General features: G+C 36.6%; 14 protein-coding genes and 1 pseudogene. 4 read left to right on the plus strand and 11 right to left on the minus strand.

What is annotated here, in order from left to right:
* From I7822_RS27675 to I7822_RS30085, 3 genes and pseudogenes are all read left to right on the plus strand, one after another.
* Positions 1 to 84, plus strand: an 84-nt coding sequence (locus I7822_RS27675) for an IS3 family transposase (RefSeq protein ID WP_207981230.1), incomplete at its 5' end; no start/stop codon positions are given.
* Between the two features lie 320 nt (positions 85 to 404).
* A pseudogene (locus I7822_RS30080) lies at positions 405 to 905 on the plus strand (peptidoglycan recognition protein family protein); the annotation flags it as partial.
* Positions 888 to 1,490, plus strand: a complete 603-nt coding sequence (locus tag I7822_RS30085; RefSeq protein ID WP_243459726.1) for a peptidoglycan-binding domain-containing protein — start codon at positions 888 to 890, stop codon at positions 1,488 to 1,490. The pseudogene I7822_RS30080 and the gene I7822_RS30085, both read left to right, overlap by 18 nt.
* A gap of 438 nt (positions 1,491 to 1,928) precedes the next feature.
* Here the strand turns inward: I7822_RS30085 and I7822_RS27685 are convergent, their stop codons facing one another.
* The 8 genes from I7822_RS27685 to I7822_RS27720 form a co-directional block, all read right to left on the minus strand.
* Positions 1,929 to 3,062, minus strand: a complete 1,134-nt coding sequence (locus I7822_RS27685) for a DEAD/DEAH box helicase (RefSeq protein WP_207982259.1) — start codon at positions 3,060 to 3,062, stop codon at positions 1,929 to 1,931.
* Positions 3,063 to 3,333: 271 nt separating this feature from the next.
* The gene (locus I7822_RS27690; protein WP_207982260.1) at positions 3,334 to 3,873 is read right to left on the minus strand and encodes a histidine phosphatase family protein; all 540 of its coding nucleotides are present in this window, start codon (positions 3,871 to 3,873) and stop codon (positions 3,334 to 3,336) included.
* 644 nt (positions 3,874 to 4,517) lie between these two features.
* Positions 4,518 to 5,714, minus strand: a complete 1,197-nt coding sequence (locus tag I7822_RS27695) for a class I SAM-dependent rRNA methyltransferase (RefSeq protein ID WP_207982261.1) — start codon at positions 5,712 to 5,714, stop codon at positions 4,518 to 4,520.
* Between the two features lie 116 nt (positions 5,715 to 5,830).
* Positions 5,831 to 6,799, minus strand: a complete 969-nt coding sequence (locus I7822_RS27700; RefSeq protein WP_207982262.1) for a sugar phosphate isomerase/epimerase family protein — start codon at positions 6,797 to 6,799, stop codon at positions 5,831 to 5,833.
* Positions 6,800 to 6,812: 13 nt separating this feature from the next.
* Entirely contained in the window at positions 6,813 to 7,832 is a 1,020-nt protein-coding gene (locus tag I7822_RS27705; protein WP_207982263.1) for a Gfo/Idh/MocA family protein, read from the minus strand.
* A gap of 5 nt (positions 7,833 to 7,837) precedes the next feature.
* Positions 7,838 to 8,869, minus strand: coding sequence for a Gfo/Idh/MocA family protein (locus tag I7822_RS27710; RefSeq protein WP_207982264.1), 1,032 nt, complete (start codon positions 8,867 to 8,869; stop codon positions 7,838 to 7,840).
* Between the two features lie 99 nt (positions 8,870 to 8,968).
* A complete protein-coding gene (locus tag I7822_RS27715; protein WP_207982265.1) occupies positions 8,969 to 9,691 on the minus strand; it encodes a ThuA domain-containing protein in 723 nt (240 codons plus the stop codon).
* Positions 9,692 to 9,794: 103 nt separating this feature from the next.
* Positions 9,795 to 10,820, minus strand: a complete 1,026-nt coding sequence (locus I7822_RS27720; RefSeq protein ID WP_207982266.1) for a LacI family DNA-binding transcriptional regulator — start codon at positions 10,818 to 10,820, stop codon at positions 9,795 to 9,797.
* Between the two features lie 188 nt (positions 10,821 to 11,008).
* Here I7822_RS27720 and I7822_RS27725 point away from each other — a divergent pair, with 188 nt between their 5' ends.
* Positions 11,009 to 11,203 carry a YwbE family protein gene (locus I7822_RS27725; protein ID WP_207982267.1) on the plus strand — a complete coding sequence of 65 codons (195 nt, stop codon included), beginning with the start codon at positions 11,009 to 11,011 and terminating at the stop codon, positions 11,201 to 11,203.
* A gap of 703 nt (positions 11,204 to 11,906) precedes the next feature.
* Here the strand turns inward: I7822_RS27725 and I7822_RS30525 are convergent.
* The 3 genes from I7822_RS30525 to I7822_RS27740 all read right to left on the minus strand — a co-directional run bounded on the left by I7822_RS30525 (position 11,907) and on the right by I7822_RS27740 (position 14,654).
* Positions 11,907 to 12,209, minus strand: coding sequence for a zinc finger domain-containing protein (locus I7822_RS30525; protein WP_207982268.1), 303 nt, complete (start codon positions 12,207 to 12,209; stop codon positions 11,907 to 11,909).
* Positions 12,210 to 12,512: 303 nt separating this feature from the next.
* A complete protein-coding gene (locus I7822_RS30530) occupies positions 12,513 to 13,424 on the minus strand; it encodes a DMT family transporter (RefSeq protein WP_307847910.1) in 912 nt (303 codons plus the stop codon).
* A gap of 111 nt (positions 13,425 to 13,535) precedes the next feature.
* A complete protein-coding gene (locus I7822_RS27740) occupies positions 13,536 to 14,654 on the minus strand; it encodes an NAD(P)/FAD-dependent oxidoreductase (RefSeq protein ID WP_207982269.1) in 1,119 nt (372 codons plus the stop codon).
* Between the last annotated feature and the right edge of the window lie 234 nt (positions 14,655 to 14,888).

Raw genomic sequence — 14,888 nt, forward strand, 5'->3', positions numbered from 1 at the left:
GTTTACTATAACAATTACCGTTATCAATGGAATTTAAAAAAGATGACCCCTAACCAATATAGGAATCATCTTCTAGTTGCGTGACTCTTTTTTTCTTGTGTCCTTGACACGGGTGCCAGTTTAAATAACCCACTCCTTTTTATTATGTGGATAACCATTTCGAGAAATGTGGATAAGTTTATTTAAAAATTGTGAATATTGTTAATAACTTGTTAATATCTCCAGTAATCGTTTTCACTTTATCCACACTTTTATCCCCTTTGCATAATCATCCTAACCTAATAGGCTGTGGATAGTGTTAATAACTTTTCACATTGTTTACTTTTTTCACAATTAATACTCCTTTTTCATAAACTATAACGTATTGGTTTGTACTATCATTAAATGACAGGGGTGTTTATTAGTTGGCATACGAGATCACTCGAGATTATATTCGTACTGGTAATTCTCGGTCTGGACAACGCATTGGGACTGTACGCTTTATTGTCAGTCATGATACTGGAAATCCAGGCTCTACAGCCTATGGTAATCGCAACTATTTCGATAATCAGCAACCTTCCGCATCAGCACACACCTTTATAGATGATAAATATATACTTGAAATAATTCCTTTAAGCGAGAAAGCTTGGCATGTTCGTTCAAATGTAACAGGTGACAATAGTCGATATGGTGCTAATTCAAACGATGCTGCCATTGGAGTAGAATTGTGTCACGGTGGAAAAATTAATTTTCAACAAGCCTACAATCGCTATGTTTGGTATCACGCATATCTATGTGACAGATTTAATCTAAATCCGAACTCTGATATTGTTGCACACGCAACTTTAGATCCCTCAAGAAGAACAGATCCAATAAATATATTAAGAACACACGGAATTTCCTGGTCTATGTTTATCGATGATGTTGCTGAAGCTCTTCGGAACTTCAACGGAGCAACTCCATTAGCTCCTGCTGCACCATCAGCACCTTCAAAACCACAGACATCTAAGCCACCTGCTTCAGTAGTTAAAGGTACAACTGTTTCATTACCAATTAGCGAAGGAGATTCTGGTCCCTTTGTTCGTGATATTCAACAAGAATTAATTAAAGCTGGATACAGACTTCCCCGATTTGGAGCAGATGGAAAATTCGGAGAAGAAACTGAGAATGCTGTTATGAAATTTCAAAAAGATAATAATTTGTCTGTGGATGGTTTGGTTGGACCTGTTACTTTAAATCGACTACAAGAAGTTAATCATCAAAGAGTATCTGCCTCAGATTTCCCATTACCATCAGGTGTTTATCGCCGTGGAGATCAAGGAAACGCAGTCAAACAAATTCAAAGAGCTTTAAAACAAATAAATTTTAATCCCGGATCAATCGATGGCATCTATGGACCAAATACGGAAGATGCCGTAAAAAGATTTCAATCTATGTATAAAGCACTAGCTGACGATGGTATTTATGGACCGAATACACGAAAATATATAAGAATGGAATTAGATGATTAGTTCTTAAAAATATCATGTATAACTATCATCAAAGCGACATAAAGTATTATTACAACTTAGAACTTACACCATGTTACAAGAAAGCACGCTACTCATATAGAGTGGCGTGTTTTACTTCATTACCCAAACTAAAGCACAAGCCTTTGTTTAGTAAAGAACACTAGTCTCATGGCGCTGGAGCGGGACCCCGAAGCATTTTCCACAGTTCATGAATTTTTAACAAGAACAAAAGCACAAGCGCCTTGAACAGCCTCGGGCAAATAAGACGCTTAAGCATAGAAGGTGTTCTTTACCTTCAATTCTTAAGTGGCTTATGACCTCGAGGGGCTAGGCGCTGGAGCTGGATGCCAAGCGCTTATCCACAGTACAAGAATTTTATAATTTCCTAGACGATAAAAAAGCTTGAAGGTCTGACAAAATGTATCAGACCCCTCAAGCCTATGCTTCAACTAATTCACCTTTATATAATCTGTTCTTTTTAAGCGTTATACTTAGCTCATTTGCCAATTTCTTCAATTCTCTTACTTCTCGTTCTGTTACAATTGATACAACTGTTCCGGAAGCACCTTGTCTCCCTGTTCTTCCTGAACGATGAACATACTGTGATGCACTAGTTGGAAGATCAAAATGGATTACATGAGAAAGGCCAACGATATCTAAGCCTCTTGCAGCTACATCTGTTGCAAGAAGAAGTCCTTGTGTATCTGTTCTTAAGCTTTTTAAAGCCGCTTCTCTCTCTTCTTTTTTCGTATCACTATGCAGGAGGTGTAAGTCAACTCCCTTAAATTCTAATTTTTCAGCGAGAACATCTAGACTGCCAATATCTTTTACAAAACCTAATGCTTTCATTCGAACTGTTTTGGCTAATCTTTCTAAAATGGTTATCTTTTCTCTCTGCTCACATACAAGATACACATGCTCAACATCACCTACAGGCACTTCTTCTAAGCCAACTTTTATGATCTCAGGATTACTTTTCATAAGATCTCTTGCCTTTGATTCTGTGCTTTCATTTAAGGTAGCTGAAAACAAGACTACTTGCCGTTCATTCAACGTTGTTTTAATAATATCTTTCATTGTATTTTTATGTTCAGGAGTGAGTAGCTGATCCCCCTCATCTAATACAATTGTTTTCACTTCATGCATTTTTAACTTTTTCAATTTAATCAATTCATGAATTCTTCCTGGCGTTCCGACAACTACTTGGGGGCTTTTCTTTAGCTTCTCAACTTGTCGTTTAATATTTGCACCACCAATAAAAGAAGCACTTGTTAATCCGCTACCTTCAGACCACTTTTTAATTTCATCAAAGATTTGCATAACAAGTTCTCTTGATGGGGCAAGAATCACGATTTGCGCATTCTTCTTTTTTGCATCAATATTATTTAACAATGGTAATACATATGCTAGTGTTTTTCCTGTCCCAGTTGGAGATTCAGCAATAACATCCTTCCCTTCTAAAATGAGGGGAATTGTTTTTATTTGAACCGCAGTTGGCTCTTGAAAATTTGCCTTGTCCCAATTCGTTTGAAGGAATGGTTTTATATCCGTTAAAAAATTCGCTTGTGTCATGAAAAGCTATCTCCTTTACCTAACAAAATTCGTTATCTTCACGATGATAAACTACTAATAAAAATCATGTAGTCTTCTCGTTATTTTATAATTTGCTTGCTCTAGCAAAACCGATTTTTAACTATTGGTCACCCTTTTAGGTGCTGGGAGCTTCACTGCCCGTTAAGGATGGGATAAACAGAATAAAAGTCAACCATTATAGTACAGCTAAATAGCAATAAAAGCAAAGGGATTCTATAACGCAACAAAATCTATGTATGATTTTAGAACCTCACGATTTCTCAAAAAGATAAAGAACGCCATTTTTTGCCCTAGTAATTTTAGGACCTCTAAAACCATTTTTAACAAGGTATTTCTGAATATATATCATTAATGCACCATGACTAACAATTAGGATATTCTCATCTTCATTTTCTATTGCCTTTTTTACAACATATTCAATTCGACTTAATACATCAACTTTCTTTTCCTGTTGCGATTTATGATTCACCATCCATGCGAGTCTTATTAAAAGCATCCATAAAGGAAATGGCATTTTCACATTTCGTTTAAATAATGGATAAATAGGTATTTCTCTCAATTCCTTCATTATTTCTATGTCACCTTTAAAGATCTGCCTTGCTGTTTTCTCGGCTCTATACAAGTCACTTGAAAAACATCTATCCCATGTCGGCCCTTTCAAATTGACTTCTTTACCTTCTATATCTGAAGAATCATATTCCTGTATCCATTGAAATAGCATTTCTTGAGTTAAACTAGCGCTTGGATAACCTTTCATAACCTTTAAATGTCGAACTAAACCAATTTTCATTTATTCACCTCAAAACAATATTTCGGCATATTTCCCCAGAAATAATTATCATTCTGCAAATAAACAGAAAACACTGACAAATTATTTACTAGTTTTTTTAGAAAATAGACCTCAATATCCAAAATTTTTGATATTTCCCCTGAAACCTACACCCGATTTTTTCACCATTCACTTCTGCTTTTACTAGTATTCTATCTTTCTAGGCTTCTTGGCGCTTTGCACCTGTGGGTTCTCCCTTGGACTTTCACTCCCTTTAGGTGTCTCACGTATGTTCCAATCAACAAAGTGCCAGAATCAACAGTGAGCTTTAACTGAGTAAATAAATAAGGCTCTTTTCTAAGAGATTGTTGCTTTTAAAACAAAAACTAATTCAGGTTGATTGGAGCGGAAATCAACCACACCGCTTTACTTGGTTAATAGCAACAAAGTTTGCGAAAACAGCCATAAATAAAAAGATTTACTCTTGTTGGATTTGAAAAAAATAGCTGACACATTTATACCTAATACTCTAGGATGTGAAATGTGACAGCAATCTTTGTATTATCTAAGGCAGATATAATTTCTTAGGAAAGCGCGTTTACTCCCCTAGCCTATCCTTAATATATGTGAGTACGGGTTTGAAACCCGACAGAGGCATTACTTTTTTATGACTGTTTTTTAATAATCGCCACTTTGAGATAGTTACCCTCTTTAAATTCCTTTATTGTCTTAAAGTCATTAGGAAGGCTAAATTCCTCAAGGATTTTGTATGTCTCCCCAGACGCTTTAAAAGCCTTTTCAATAAATCCTTTAAATTTACTCATTCCAAATGTGCTACAGTTGGAGGAAGCAACAATGATTCCATTTTTTTCTGTAATAGCTATCGCTTGCTTTAATAAATCCGGATAATCCTTACCTGCACTAAACGTATGTTTTTTTGAACGCGCAAAGCTTGGTGGATCGAGAATGACCATATCAAATGTTAATTGCTTTCTTACGGCATATTTAAAGTAATTAAAGACATCTTCAACAATAATATCGTGTGCCTCATGGTCTATTCCATTTACACTAAACTGTTCAATCGTCTTAGGTTTGCTGCGATTTGCTAGATCAACACTCGTTGATTTTGATGCCCCACCTAACGCTGCTGCAACAGAAAAAGCACCTGTATATGAGAATGTATTTAGCACATGCTTACCCTCTGAATATTTATCTCGAATCGTTTTACGCACATCTCTTTGATCAAGAAAGACCCCAACCATCGCACCATCATTTAAATAAGTCGCAAAATGAATTCCATTTTGCTTCACAATAAGGGGAAAATTAGCCCTCTCTCCTGCTACAAAATCATCATCTTCTATATATGTACCTTTATCATCAAATCGTTTCTTTTCATATAACCCCTTAAAGCTCACTAGGTTTGTCAGCGCCTCAATCACATAGTCTTTAAAACGATAAATCCCCTCACTATACCAGCTCATTACAAAATAGCCATCATAATAATCAATGGTTAAGCCACCAATTCCATCGCCTTCACCATTAAAAACTCGAAATGCAGTTGTTTCAGGATCTTCAAAAAGAGTTTCTCTATAATCCAGAGCCTGTTTTATTTTCCCTTGAAAAAAAACTTGATTTATTTCTTCCTGCTTATTTCTTGTTAGAACCCAACCTCTTCCTTTGTTTTGCTTTCCATAATATCCTTTTGCAAGAAATTGATTTTTCTCATCAAAAAGATCTACAATTATTCCTTCTACTTTTAATGCTTCACCATTTTTAATTGCATCCTTATTTATAAGTGGATAACCTGATTTGAAATACTTTACAAAATCTGATTTCACCTGTAAGTTTATTGCCTTAGCCATTTATTCACCCAATCATTCTTTTATTTAGGGATATGACCCCTTTCCAACTATTCCATCATACCCATTTTTGCTAGAAAAATAAAACCCCTCTTGTTATCAAGAGGGGTAGTTTTAGCTTACACCCACCACATTTGTGATGGCGTTTCATTAATTAATACAGTTTTAAGATTTGTAACAGCACGTTCAAAGCCTTCATCAATTGACATGATTGGATCTTCGTGCTCAATGCTCACAACATAATCATAGTTATATGTGCGAAGTGCACTCATGATATCATTCCACTCAGTTAGGCTATGGCCACATCCAACAGATCTAAATGTCCAAGCTCTTGTTTGAACTTCTCCATATGGCTGCATATCTGTCAATCCATACATATTCACATTGTCTTGATCGATATATGTATCTTTTGCATGGAAGTGGTGAATTGCATTTTCTTTGCCTAAAATTTTAATCGCTGCAACTGGGTCAATTCCTTGCCACCAAAGATGACTTGGGTCTAAGTTAGCTCCGATCGCATCACATGTTTCAGCGCGGAGTTTAAGCAATGTATATGGAGTGTGAACTAAAAATCCACCGTGTAATTCTAAACCAATTTTCACATTATGCTCCTGTGCATATTGGCCAACTTCTTTCCAATAAGGGATTAATTTTTCTTCCCATTGCCATTTTAATACATCGCCATATTCATTTGGCCATGGTGTAACAGGCCAGTTCGGATATTTCGCATCTTCATTGTCTCCAGGTGTACCTGAGAATGTGTTAACAACAGGAACATTTAATAAAGAAGCTAGTTTAATTGTTTTTAATAATGTTTCATGGTGATCTTGTGCTAATTCTTTATCCGGAGAAACAGGATTTCCATGACAGCTAAATGCACTAATGATTAAGTCGCGTTCTTGTATCTTTGCTAAATATTCATTACGCTTTTCTTCACTCTCTAATAGAGTATCTAAATCACAATGTGTATTCCCTGGATATCCGCCTGTGCCGATCTCTACTGCATGTAGTCCAGAAGCCTTCACTCTATCTAGCATGTCTTCAAAAGATTTATCATTAAAAAGAACTGTAAATACACCTAATTTCATGGTATTTCCTCCTTTATTTTGTCACTTCAGCAGATTTATAAATTTGATCGATAATTTGTGATACCTGTAACGCTTCCTCTGGCTTGACCACAAGTTCAGCTTTTCCAAGACAAGTATCAATGAAGTTTTTAGCTTGGGCAAGACCAGGATCTTCTTCACCAGGTACCCAGGCTGCTTGACTATTCATAAGCATGCCATTTTTTGCTGTATAAAGTTCCAGTGGAAACACACTCAATCCACCTTCAACACCAGAAATACTCACGTGCTCTTGGTCATCTAAAATATTAGCTGCCCAAGAGGTTTCGAGTAAAAGTGATGCTCCATTTTCAAACTTAATATAGGCGGTAACATGGTCGTCTACATCAAATGTTTCATGGTCAAATGTTCCCCATTGATTAACACTATTAGGAGTTTTACTTAATACATTATAGGTACTACCATTTACAGAAATATGTTTCGGACTACCCATTAACCAAATAGCTAAGTCTAGCAAATGACAGCCGTAATCAATTAAGCTACCTCCACCTTGAAGGGATTTATTCGTAAACACACCCCAGCCCGGTACCTTTCGACGTCTCAATGCTTGTACTCTTGTTACAAGTGGTGTTCCTACCTCTTGCATCATTTGTTTTGCCGCTTGAGAGTTCTTCATAAATCGGTAGTGATAGGCAATCGCTAGGACTTTATTTGAACGCTTTGATGCCTCTAGCATTTCCTCACATTCTTCTGAAGTAAGCGCCATCGGTTTTTCACAAAGAACGTTCACACCAGCTTCTAATGCAGCAATCGTAATCTCTGCATGAAACTTATTCGGTGTGCAAATACAAACAGCGTCTACTTTTTGAAACATATCACGATAATCTTCATACACGTTTTCAATATTATACTTAGCAGCAACTTCCTGTGCTCTTTCTTTATTTACATCACTGACTGCTGTAATTTCACAGTCTTCATTAAGTGTTTGAAAGGCTGGTATGTGACGTCCCTGTGCAATGCCTCCAACCCCAATGATTCCAATTCGTAATTTACTCATCGTAATCACTCAAATACTTTTGCGATTGTTTTCGTTTCGTTCGATTTAATTGCTGCAAGAATAACTGCTAATGATTTCATACCTTCTTCACCATTAATTAATGGCTCTGTGTTATCAACAATAGATGCCACAAAGTTATCAATCACATGTGTTGTGTTTTGACCGCCTTCAGCATTTGATTGAATTTTGCCAAGCTCATAGTTAACAACTTCACCATTAGTATATTGAACAACAAGTGAATATGCTGGGTTATCTTCTAAACGGATAATTGCCTTTTCACCGTAAATAATTGTTGAATTATCTTCTTTTGCTGTATATGACCAGCTAGCAGCGAGTGTACCGATGATCCCGCTTTCTGTTTTTAATGCACATACCGCAGTATCATCTACATCAGCAAAGTCCTTTGCAGTTGTTTCAATAAATGCACCAACCTCAACAATCTCTTCTCCAAGTAAATAGCGGAGTAAATCTGTTTTATGGACACCTAAGTCACCCATTGCACCGATATATGCTTTTTCTTTTTCGAAGAACCAGCTTTCTTTCCCATCAATGCTCCAACCTTCTGGTCCAGGGTGTCCAAATGCTGTTCTGAAGCTATAAATTTTCCCAATTGTACCGCTTTCAATTAATTGACGAGCAAGCTGGTGTGAACGTACAAAACGTTGATTGTGAGCAATCATTAGTTTTTTACCACTTTTGTTCGCCGCTTCAATCATCGCATCTGCTTCTTCTTGAGAAGTAGCCATTGGCTTCTCACATAAAACATGGAGGCCATTATTTAACCCTTCAATTGAGATCGGCGCATGTAAATAGTTTGGTGTACACACACTTATGGCATCGACTTCTCCACTTTGTATTAGTTCTTTATAGTCTGTAAATGCTTTTGCATTATATTTTTCAGCAACTTCCTTCACACGATCCTCAACAATATCACATACCGCAACTAGCTCAACCTCATTATTGAAAGCATACTCAGGTAAATGACGATATTGCGCAATACTTCCACATCCAATAACACCGATTTTTAATTTAGCCATTTTATTTTCCTCCCGTTTTTGTGGAGAGTAGATGGAGCCCTTTGCTCCATTCCTCCCCTTCCATTTTCTATATAAATTTTAAAAATCCTGTTCAATTCTTTATTTTGCTGAAATTGTTTCTAATGGCTGTGCATTTCCATAAACAGGGCGTTTACGATCTGCTGGTTTTACATATTTCACCGCATTTTTGATTACCTGTTGTACTTGTTCATTGTGATAGGTTGGATATGTTTCATGACCTGGTCGGAAATAAAATATCTTACCGTTTCCACGTTTGAACGTACATCCACTACGGAAAATTTCTCCACCTTCAAACCAGCTAGTAAAAACCAACTCGTCTGGTGCTGGGATATCAAAGTGTTCTCCATACATTTCTTCTTTTTCAAGCTCAATGTATTCCCCAATACCTTCTGCAATTGGGTGACTTGGGTCAACAACCCATAGGCGTTCTTTTTCATCTGCTTCACGCCATTTTAAATCACAGCTTGTTCCCATTAACACTTTGAAGATTTTTGAAAAATGGCCTGAATGAAGAACAATAAGACCCATTCCCTCAAGTACGCGTTGCTGTACTTTTTTTACAATTTCATCTTGAACTTCATGGTGTGCAAGATGTCCCCACCAAACTAGTACATCTGTATTTTGTAGCACTTCTTCTGTAAGTCCATGTTCTGGTTCATCAAGTGTAGCTGTTCTTACTTCAACGTTATCTGTCTGTAAAAATTCCGCAATCGCTCCATGAATTCCGTTTGGATAAATCTCACTTACTACAGGATTTTTCTGTTCATGTCTATTTTCATTCCATACTGTTACTCTTGTCATAGTTTTCACCCTAATCTATTATTTTTATATATCGTGTTTACATTCATAAGTGAACCGGTTAACAACTGATAATTTTACAACGTGATTAGATGAACTCACCTCCTTAAATATTTGTCGTAGAGTCTCGAACAACAAGTTCAACAGGCAGCATAATCTGTGTTGGTTGAATATCCTTATTTTCAATAGCATCAATTGCAGTTTCTGCTGAAACCGCTCCTTTTCGAAAAACATCTTGACGTATGGTCGTTAAACTTGGCGATGAATATCTACTAATCATCAAGTCATCAAAACCGACAATCGAAATATCCTTTGGTATTCTTTTACCAAAATCATTAAGCGATTTCATTATTCCTAGTGCAGTAATATCTGATGACGTAAATATTGCCGTCATCTGTTGGTTTTTGGCAATTTCTGTTCCTATTCTATAGCCATTTTCAAAAGAATTGGCTTTTCCTTCGATGATCATGCTTGATTTAAATTCAATATTTGCCTCAGACAATGCTCGTTTATATCCTTGGAAGCGCTGTCCATCGACATTATTATCCAGTCTCCCATTCGGAACAAAACTAATATCCCTATGCCCTAATTCTATTAAATGCTTCGTTCCTAAATATCCTCCATGCTCGTCGTCTATTCGGATATTATGATAAAAATTTGCATATTTTTCAAACGAATCGACAAACACTAGAGGTGTGGATAGCGTTTTCATTTCTTCATATACTTTAAGAGGAAACCTTCCAAATACAAGAAGTGCATCTAAATTTCGTTTCATAACCCAGTTTTTGCATTCCTCTGGCTTTGAGATACCAGAGATTAGAAAATCATAGCCGTTTTTACGACATACATATTCTACCCCGCTGAGCAGTTCACTAAAGTAGTGATTTTCTTTGAAAATTGGTGATAATGAATCATTTACCAAGGGCATAATGACGCCTAGCATCTTTGACTTTCTTTTGGATAAGCTAATTGCAGTAAAATCAGGTTGATAGTTTAGCTCTTCTATAGCTAAAAGAACTCTTTCTTTTGTCTCTTCAGATACCTTATTTACTCCATTTAGCACATAGGATACTGTTGCAGATGAAACTCCAGCATGTTTTGCTACATCTCGTATCGTTATTTTTTGGTTCATATTGCCTCCAGTTAAGCGGTTAACTAACTTTAAGATGATTATATAATAGGCAGCATAGAAGTTCAATAAATAATTTTTGATTTCCATCAAATAAAAGAAATTGATTCATCTAGTTTACACCTATGAGAGTTTAGGCTACTCTATAAAGATACAATTCACAAAAGTAAAACAGGAAAAGAGGCAGATCATTGAACGGTCAAGAACGAAAAAATATCTCAGCGGGAATACCTGTCAAAATTGTTTTAAAACAAAATCAAAGAACTGGTACTTTAACTGAGGGCATTGTAAAAGATATTCTTACTAATTCGAGTTTTCATCCTCATGGTATTAAGGTAAGGCTAGAAGATGGACAGGTTGGAAGGGTGAAGGAAATTTTAAAGTAGGAAGGATACTTTTTGCATTTTCTCCGCATTCCTTTTATGATGTTACAACTTCTACTTTCTGACATACTTATAGCTTTTGAACACCATACACAGCATTTGAATTCATCCTAAGCACCTCTCAGATATTAATCCATTTTACAACTTTGCACATCAATGAAAGGTTTTTATTGATATGCTCTGTTAAAGCTCACTGTTGATTTTGGCACTTTGTTGATTGCAACGTATACGTGAGACTCCTGCTGGAGTGCGAGTCCAAGGGAGACTCACACAGGTGCAAAGCACCGAGGAGGCTCCCGAACCGCCTGCAGAAAGCGAACGCCTGCAGCGGAAATCAACAACTAAGTTTAACAGAGACTATTCATAAGAAACTAAAAAATCACACTCTAATTTTTAAAGAGTGTGATTTTTTCTATAGCATACCTTTTATAATAAAGCTAAAAATCGTTAAAGCCCTAATAGCGAATTTCTAATAAATGATTCCCTTAGTAAGTAAATGCAATTTTCACTGTTAAAACAATAAATGTTAGGAATCCTACCTTTGAATTTTTCATTTTGACAGCCCCTTTACTTTTGATACTTTTACAATACAGCATCCAAAAGTACTTGTAAGCATTCACGTCAGGTTATGTAACATGTTTTTTTATCCAACCGCACTTCTTGTCTGATACCTATGTAATAAATACTGACATCAGCATTCTGTAGTTTACTTTTGACACTGCTGACAGTAAAAAGATTTTCGAGATGAAATTTCATCTTTTATAATCAGAGCTCCACAGCGATGACACGACTTCCCCTCCCTATCATAGACATGGCAATTATCTCTGTATTGACCTGTTAACTGATCACCATGATATAAAGGTACATCCATGTATCCTCCAAGCTTATTCCCTCTATCCAGAATCGATTTTATCCCATAATAAAGGTTTGCCTTTTCATCTTGATTAAGTACATTCGCTTGTCTTGTTGGCAATAATCTCGCTGAAGAATGAACTATTATCTTTCTCACTCACTTTTTCAATGTATATACTCTATAAAAATGGTAATAATGTTTTTTATACTTAAGAGATTGTGAGGTTACTAAAATGAAAAATATATTACCTGTTACTTTTTTAGTGTTTTTTACACTTGTTGGATTTTGTTTGTATTTTCTTTATCAACTTAGTATATTTACTGTTAAAGTTATGGTTTTTGCCCTATAGAGATTTACAAGCATATGGCTAGAATCAATATCTAGTTAGAACATCGGGATTATGCAACTAGTGATTAACGAATGAAGGGAAGCAGCATTCAAATGCCGCTTCCCTTCATTCTAGCCACTTACCTCTGTTGTAATTTGCTTTCTCTCCAACGCAATCCATGCAAGACCGAAAATGATGACAATGCCACCAATTAATTGTGTAATCAATATTTCTTCATTAAAAAAGAGTGCACCAGTTACCGCCGCTGCAGCAGGTACAAAATATCTGTAAAAATTTGATTTTGCTGCACCTACCTTATTCATTGATAGATTCCAAATAACAAATGCTGCGACAGTACATAGTATGACGTTGTAGGCAATTGCCCCCCAAACACCTATTGTAAAATCATTCCACTGAATGGTTTGCCACCCTCCCAAAGTTACTGGAAATAAGAGTAATGAACCAAATAATATATACCATGCCGATACACGTAAAGGTGAATACTTTTTCATTAAAGGCATACATGCTAAATTAAACACTGCTCCTATTAAGCTAATCAACAGTGCAAGTATATTCCCCAACATATATTGAGAGCTAAAATCAAATCCATCCTTACCACCTAAAATAATAAGAAACACCCCGATTAATGCTACAAATCCACCAATCGCTAATCTAGGTGTCATCACTTCCTTTGTAAAAAGTGGTGCAAAAAGAGCCGCAAAGATTGGCCATGGTGCAACATTTAATAATGAAGCGTTTGCAAGTGTCGTAAACTTTATTGAGTACATCACTAATATTTCTAAAACAGTTACCCCAAAGAAACCGATAATTGCCAACTTTAGCAGATCGCTTTTTTCTACTTTCACACTCCCCTCTATCCATTTCAATACTCCAAACAAAATCGGTAGCGCTAAACCAAATCTAAGAAAAACAAACACCTCAGGAGAAAACACTTCCATTGCAAATCTAGATATTCCGAAATTAACACCCCAGATTATGGCCACGAGGATAAGGCCTACATAATAAAATTGAGTATTTTTCACATTCGTCCATCCTATTCTATTAATCTAGCTGAATTTGAGTTAATTATAGCAATATTTGCTATAATTAACTCAATATTTCAAAAAATAAGTGCCAGGCATATTTACCTAACACTAATTTCCAAGAGATCCAGCTACATCATAGAGAGAAACATCAATCTCTGTCTTCTCCCTTAGTGCAAGTTTTGCAAGCTCTGATCCTAAATATGGACCACTTGTTAACCCCGAGGCACCTAAACCATTGGCCAATAAGAGCCCTTCGTAATTCGGTAAAGCACCTATGACAGGAAGGAAACCAGGAGTAAACGGCCGAAAACCTACTCTTGTTTCAAGCATCGTACAATTCGCTAAACCTGGTGCAACTGCTAAGGCCTTTCCAAAGATTTCATTTAGTCCACTAGCTGTTACTCTGTAGTCTAGTCCAACCTCATCCTCATGTGTTGCACCGACAACAACTCGACCATCTTCAAACGATAAAATATATTGGTCATTTGGTGGCATTACAACTGGCCAATGACTCGTATCCATACCCTGAATTTCAAGGTGAACAATCTGCGCTTTCTGAGCGGTCACTAAAAATTGGATACCTAGTGGCTCGATTAATTCCTTTGACCATGCTCCAGCAGTTACTATAACCTGGTCAGCCTTTAAAACCTTTTCATTCAGTTTGATTCCACTGACGCGATGACCTTTATGTGTAAGGCTCGCATCCCCTTGGAGAAATTCAGCACCGTTTTTTATAGCAGCATTTACTAAAGCTTTACGGATAGCTCGTCCGTTTACACGTGCTCCTCCACTCACATGAACAGACCCATATTCCTCAGAAAGTGGAGGAAATAGCTTTTTTGTCTCAGCTGGCGATAATATCGTAATTTCACCAATCTCTGGTGCATCCTCACGTCGTTTTTGTGCACGTTCAGCCATCTTTTTTAGCTTTTCCTCATCCGTATGGAGGCTAATAGCACCAACACGCTTATACCCTGTTTCTTTTTCACCATCTTCTTCTAATTGTTTAATCAATTCAGGATAATACCTTGCTCCACCCTTCACTAGCTGATACCATGCTTTATTGCGACGTTGTGAAAGCCATGGACAAACAATCCCTGCTGCTGCATCTGTAGCCTGACCTTGATCATGACGATCAACCAATGTAACATCAGCCCCTGCCTTTGCAAGGTGATAAGCGGTAGATGCACCGAGAATCCCTGCCCCTACTACGATTAATTTTTTCATTTAAAACACCTTCATTTTATAATGTCATTTGTTTTAATTTTACAGTACATTTATTCTGTACTCAATTTAGATCTTGGGTTTAGTGGAATGAGGGATAGATTCTCTGTTTTTGGTTTAGCTCACGTTGTATTAGGAGCCATTGACCTTGTTCAACATCGTCGTTAGACAGTAGGAGAATGACTTAAAAGGGTCTGACCCTTTGCTTGATGAGTCATACCTTTTTATAAAAAGTAA

It is taken from the genome of Metabacillus bambusae (assembly GCF_017497975.1).
Classification (GTDB): domain Bacteria; phylum Bacillota; class Bacilli; order Bacillales; family Bacillaceae; genus Metabacillus; species Metabacillus bambusae.

Bases quoted from the DNA above. Each gene is read 5' to 3' on its own strand.
- I7822_RS27690 (WP_207982260.1), bottom strand. From the start codon at position 3,873: ATGAAAATTGGTTTAGTTCGACATTTAAAGGTTATGAAAGGTTATCCA.
- I7822_RS27705 (WP_207982263.1), bottom strand. From the start codon at position 7,832: ATGAGTAAATTACGAATTGGAATCATTGGGGTTGGAGGCATTGCACAG.
- I7822_RS27715 (WP_207982265.1), bottom strand. From the start codon at position 9,691: ATGACAAGAGTAACAGTATGGAATGAAAATAGACATGAACAGAAAAAT.
- I7822_RS27700 (WP_207982262.1), bottom strand. From the start codon at position 6,799: ATGAAATTAGGTGTATTTACAGTTCTTTTTAATGATAAATCTTTTGAA.
- I7822_RS30085 (WP_243459726.1), top strand. From the start codon at position 888: ATGTTTATCGATGATGTTGCTGAAGCTCTTCGGAACTTCAACGGAGCA.
- I7822_RS27695 (WP_207982261.1), bottom strand. From the start codon at position 5,714: ATGGCTAAGGCAATAAACTTACAGGTGAAATCAGATTTTGTAAAGTAT.
- I7822_RS27720 (WP_207982266.1), bottom strand. From the start codon at position 10,820: ATGAACCAAAAAATAACGATACGAGATGTAGCAAAACATGCTGGAGTT.
- I7822_RS27685 (WP_207982259.1), bottom strand. From the start codon at position 3,062: ATGACACAAGCGAATTTTTTAACGGATATAAAACCATTCCTTCAAACG.
- I7822_RS27740 (WP_207982269.1), bottom strand. From the start codon at position 14,654: ATGAAAAAATTAATCGTAGTAGGGGCAGGGATTCTCGGTGCATCTACC.
- I7822_RS27710 (WP_207982264.1), bottom strand. From the start codon at position 8,869: ATGGCTAAATTAAAAATCGGTGTTATTGGATGTGGAAGTATTGCGCAA.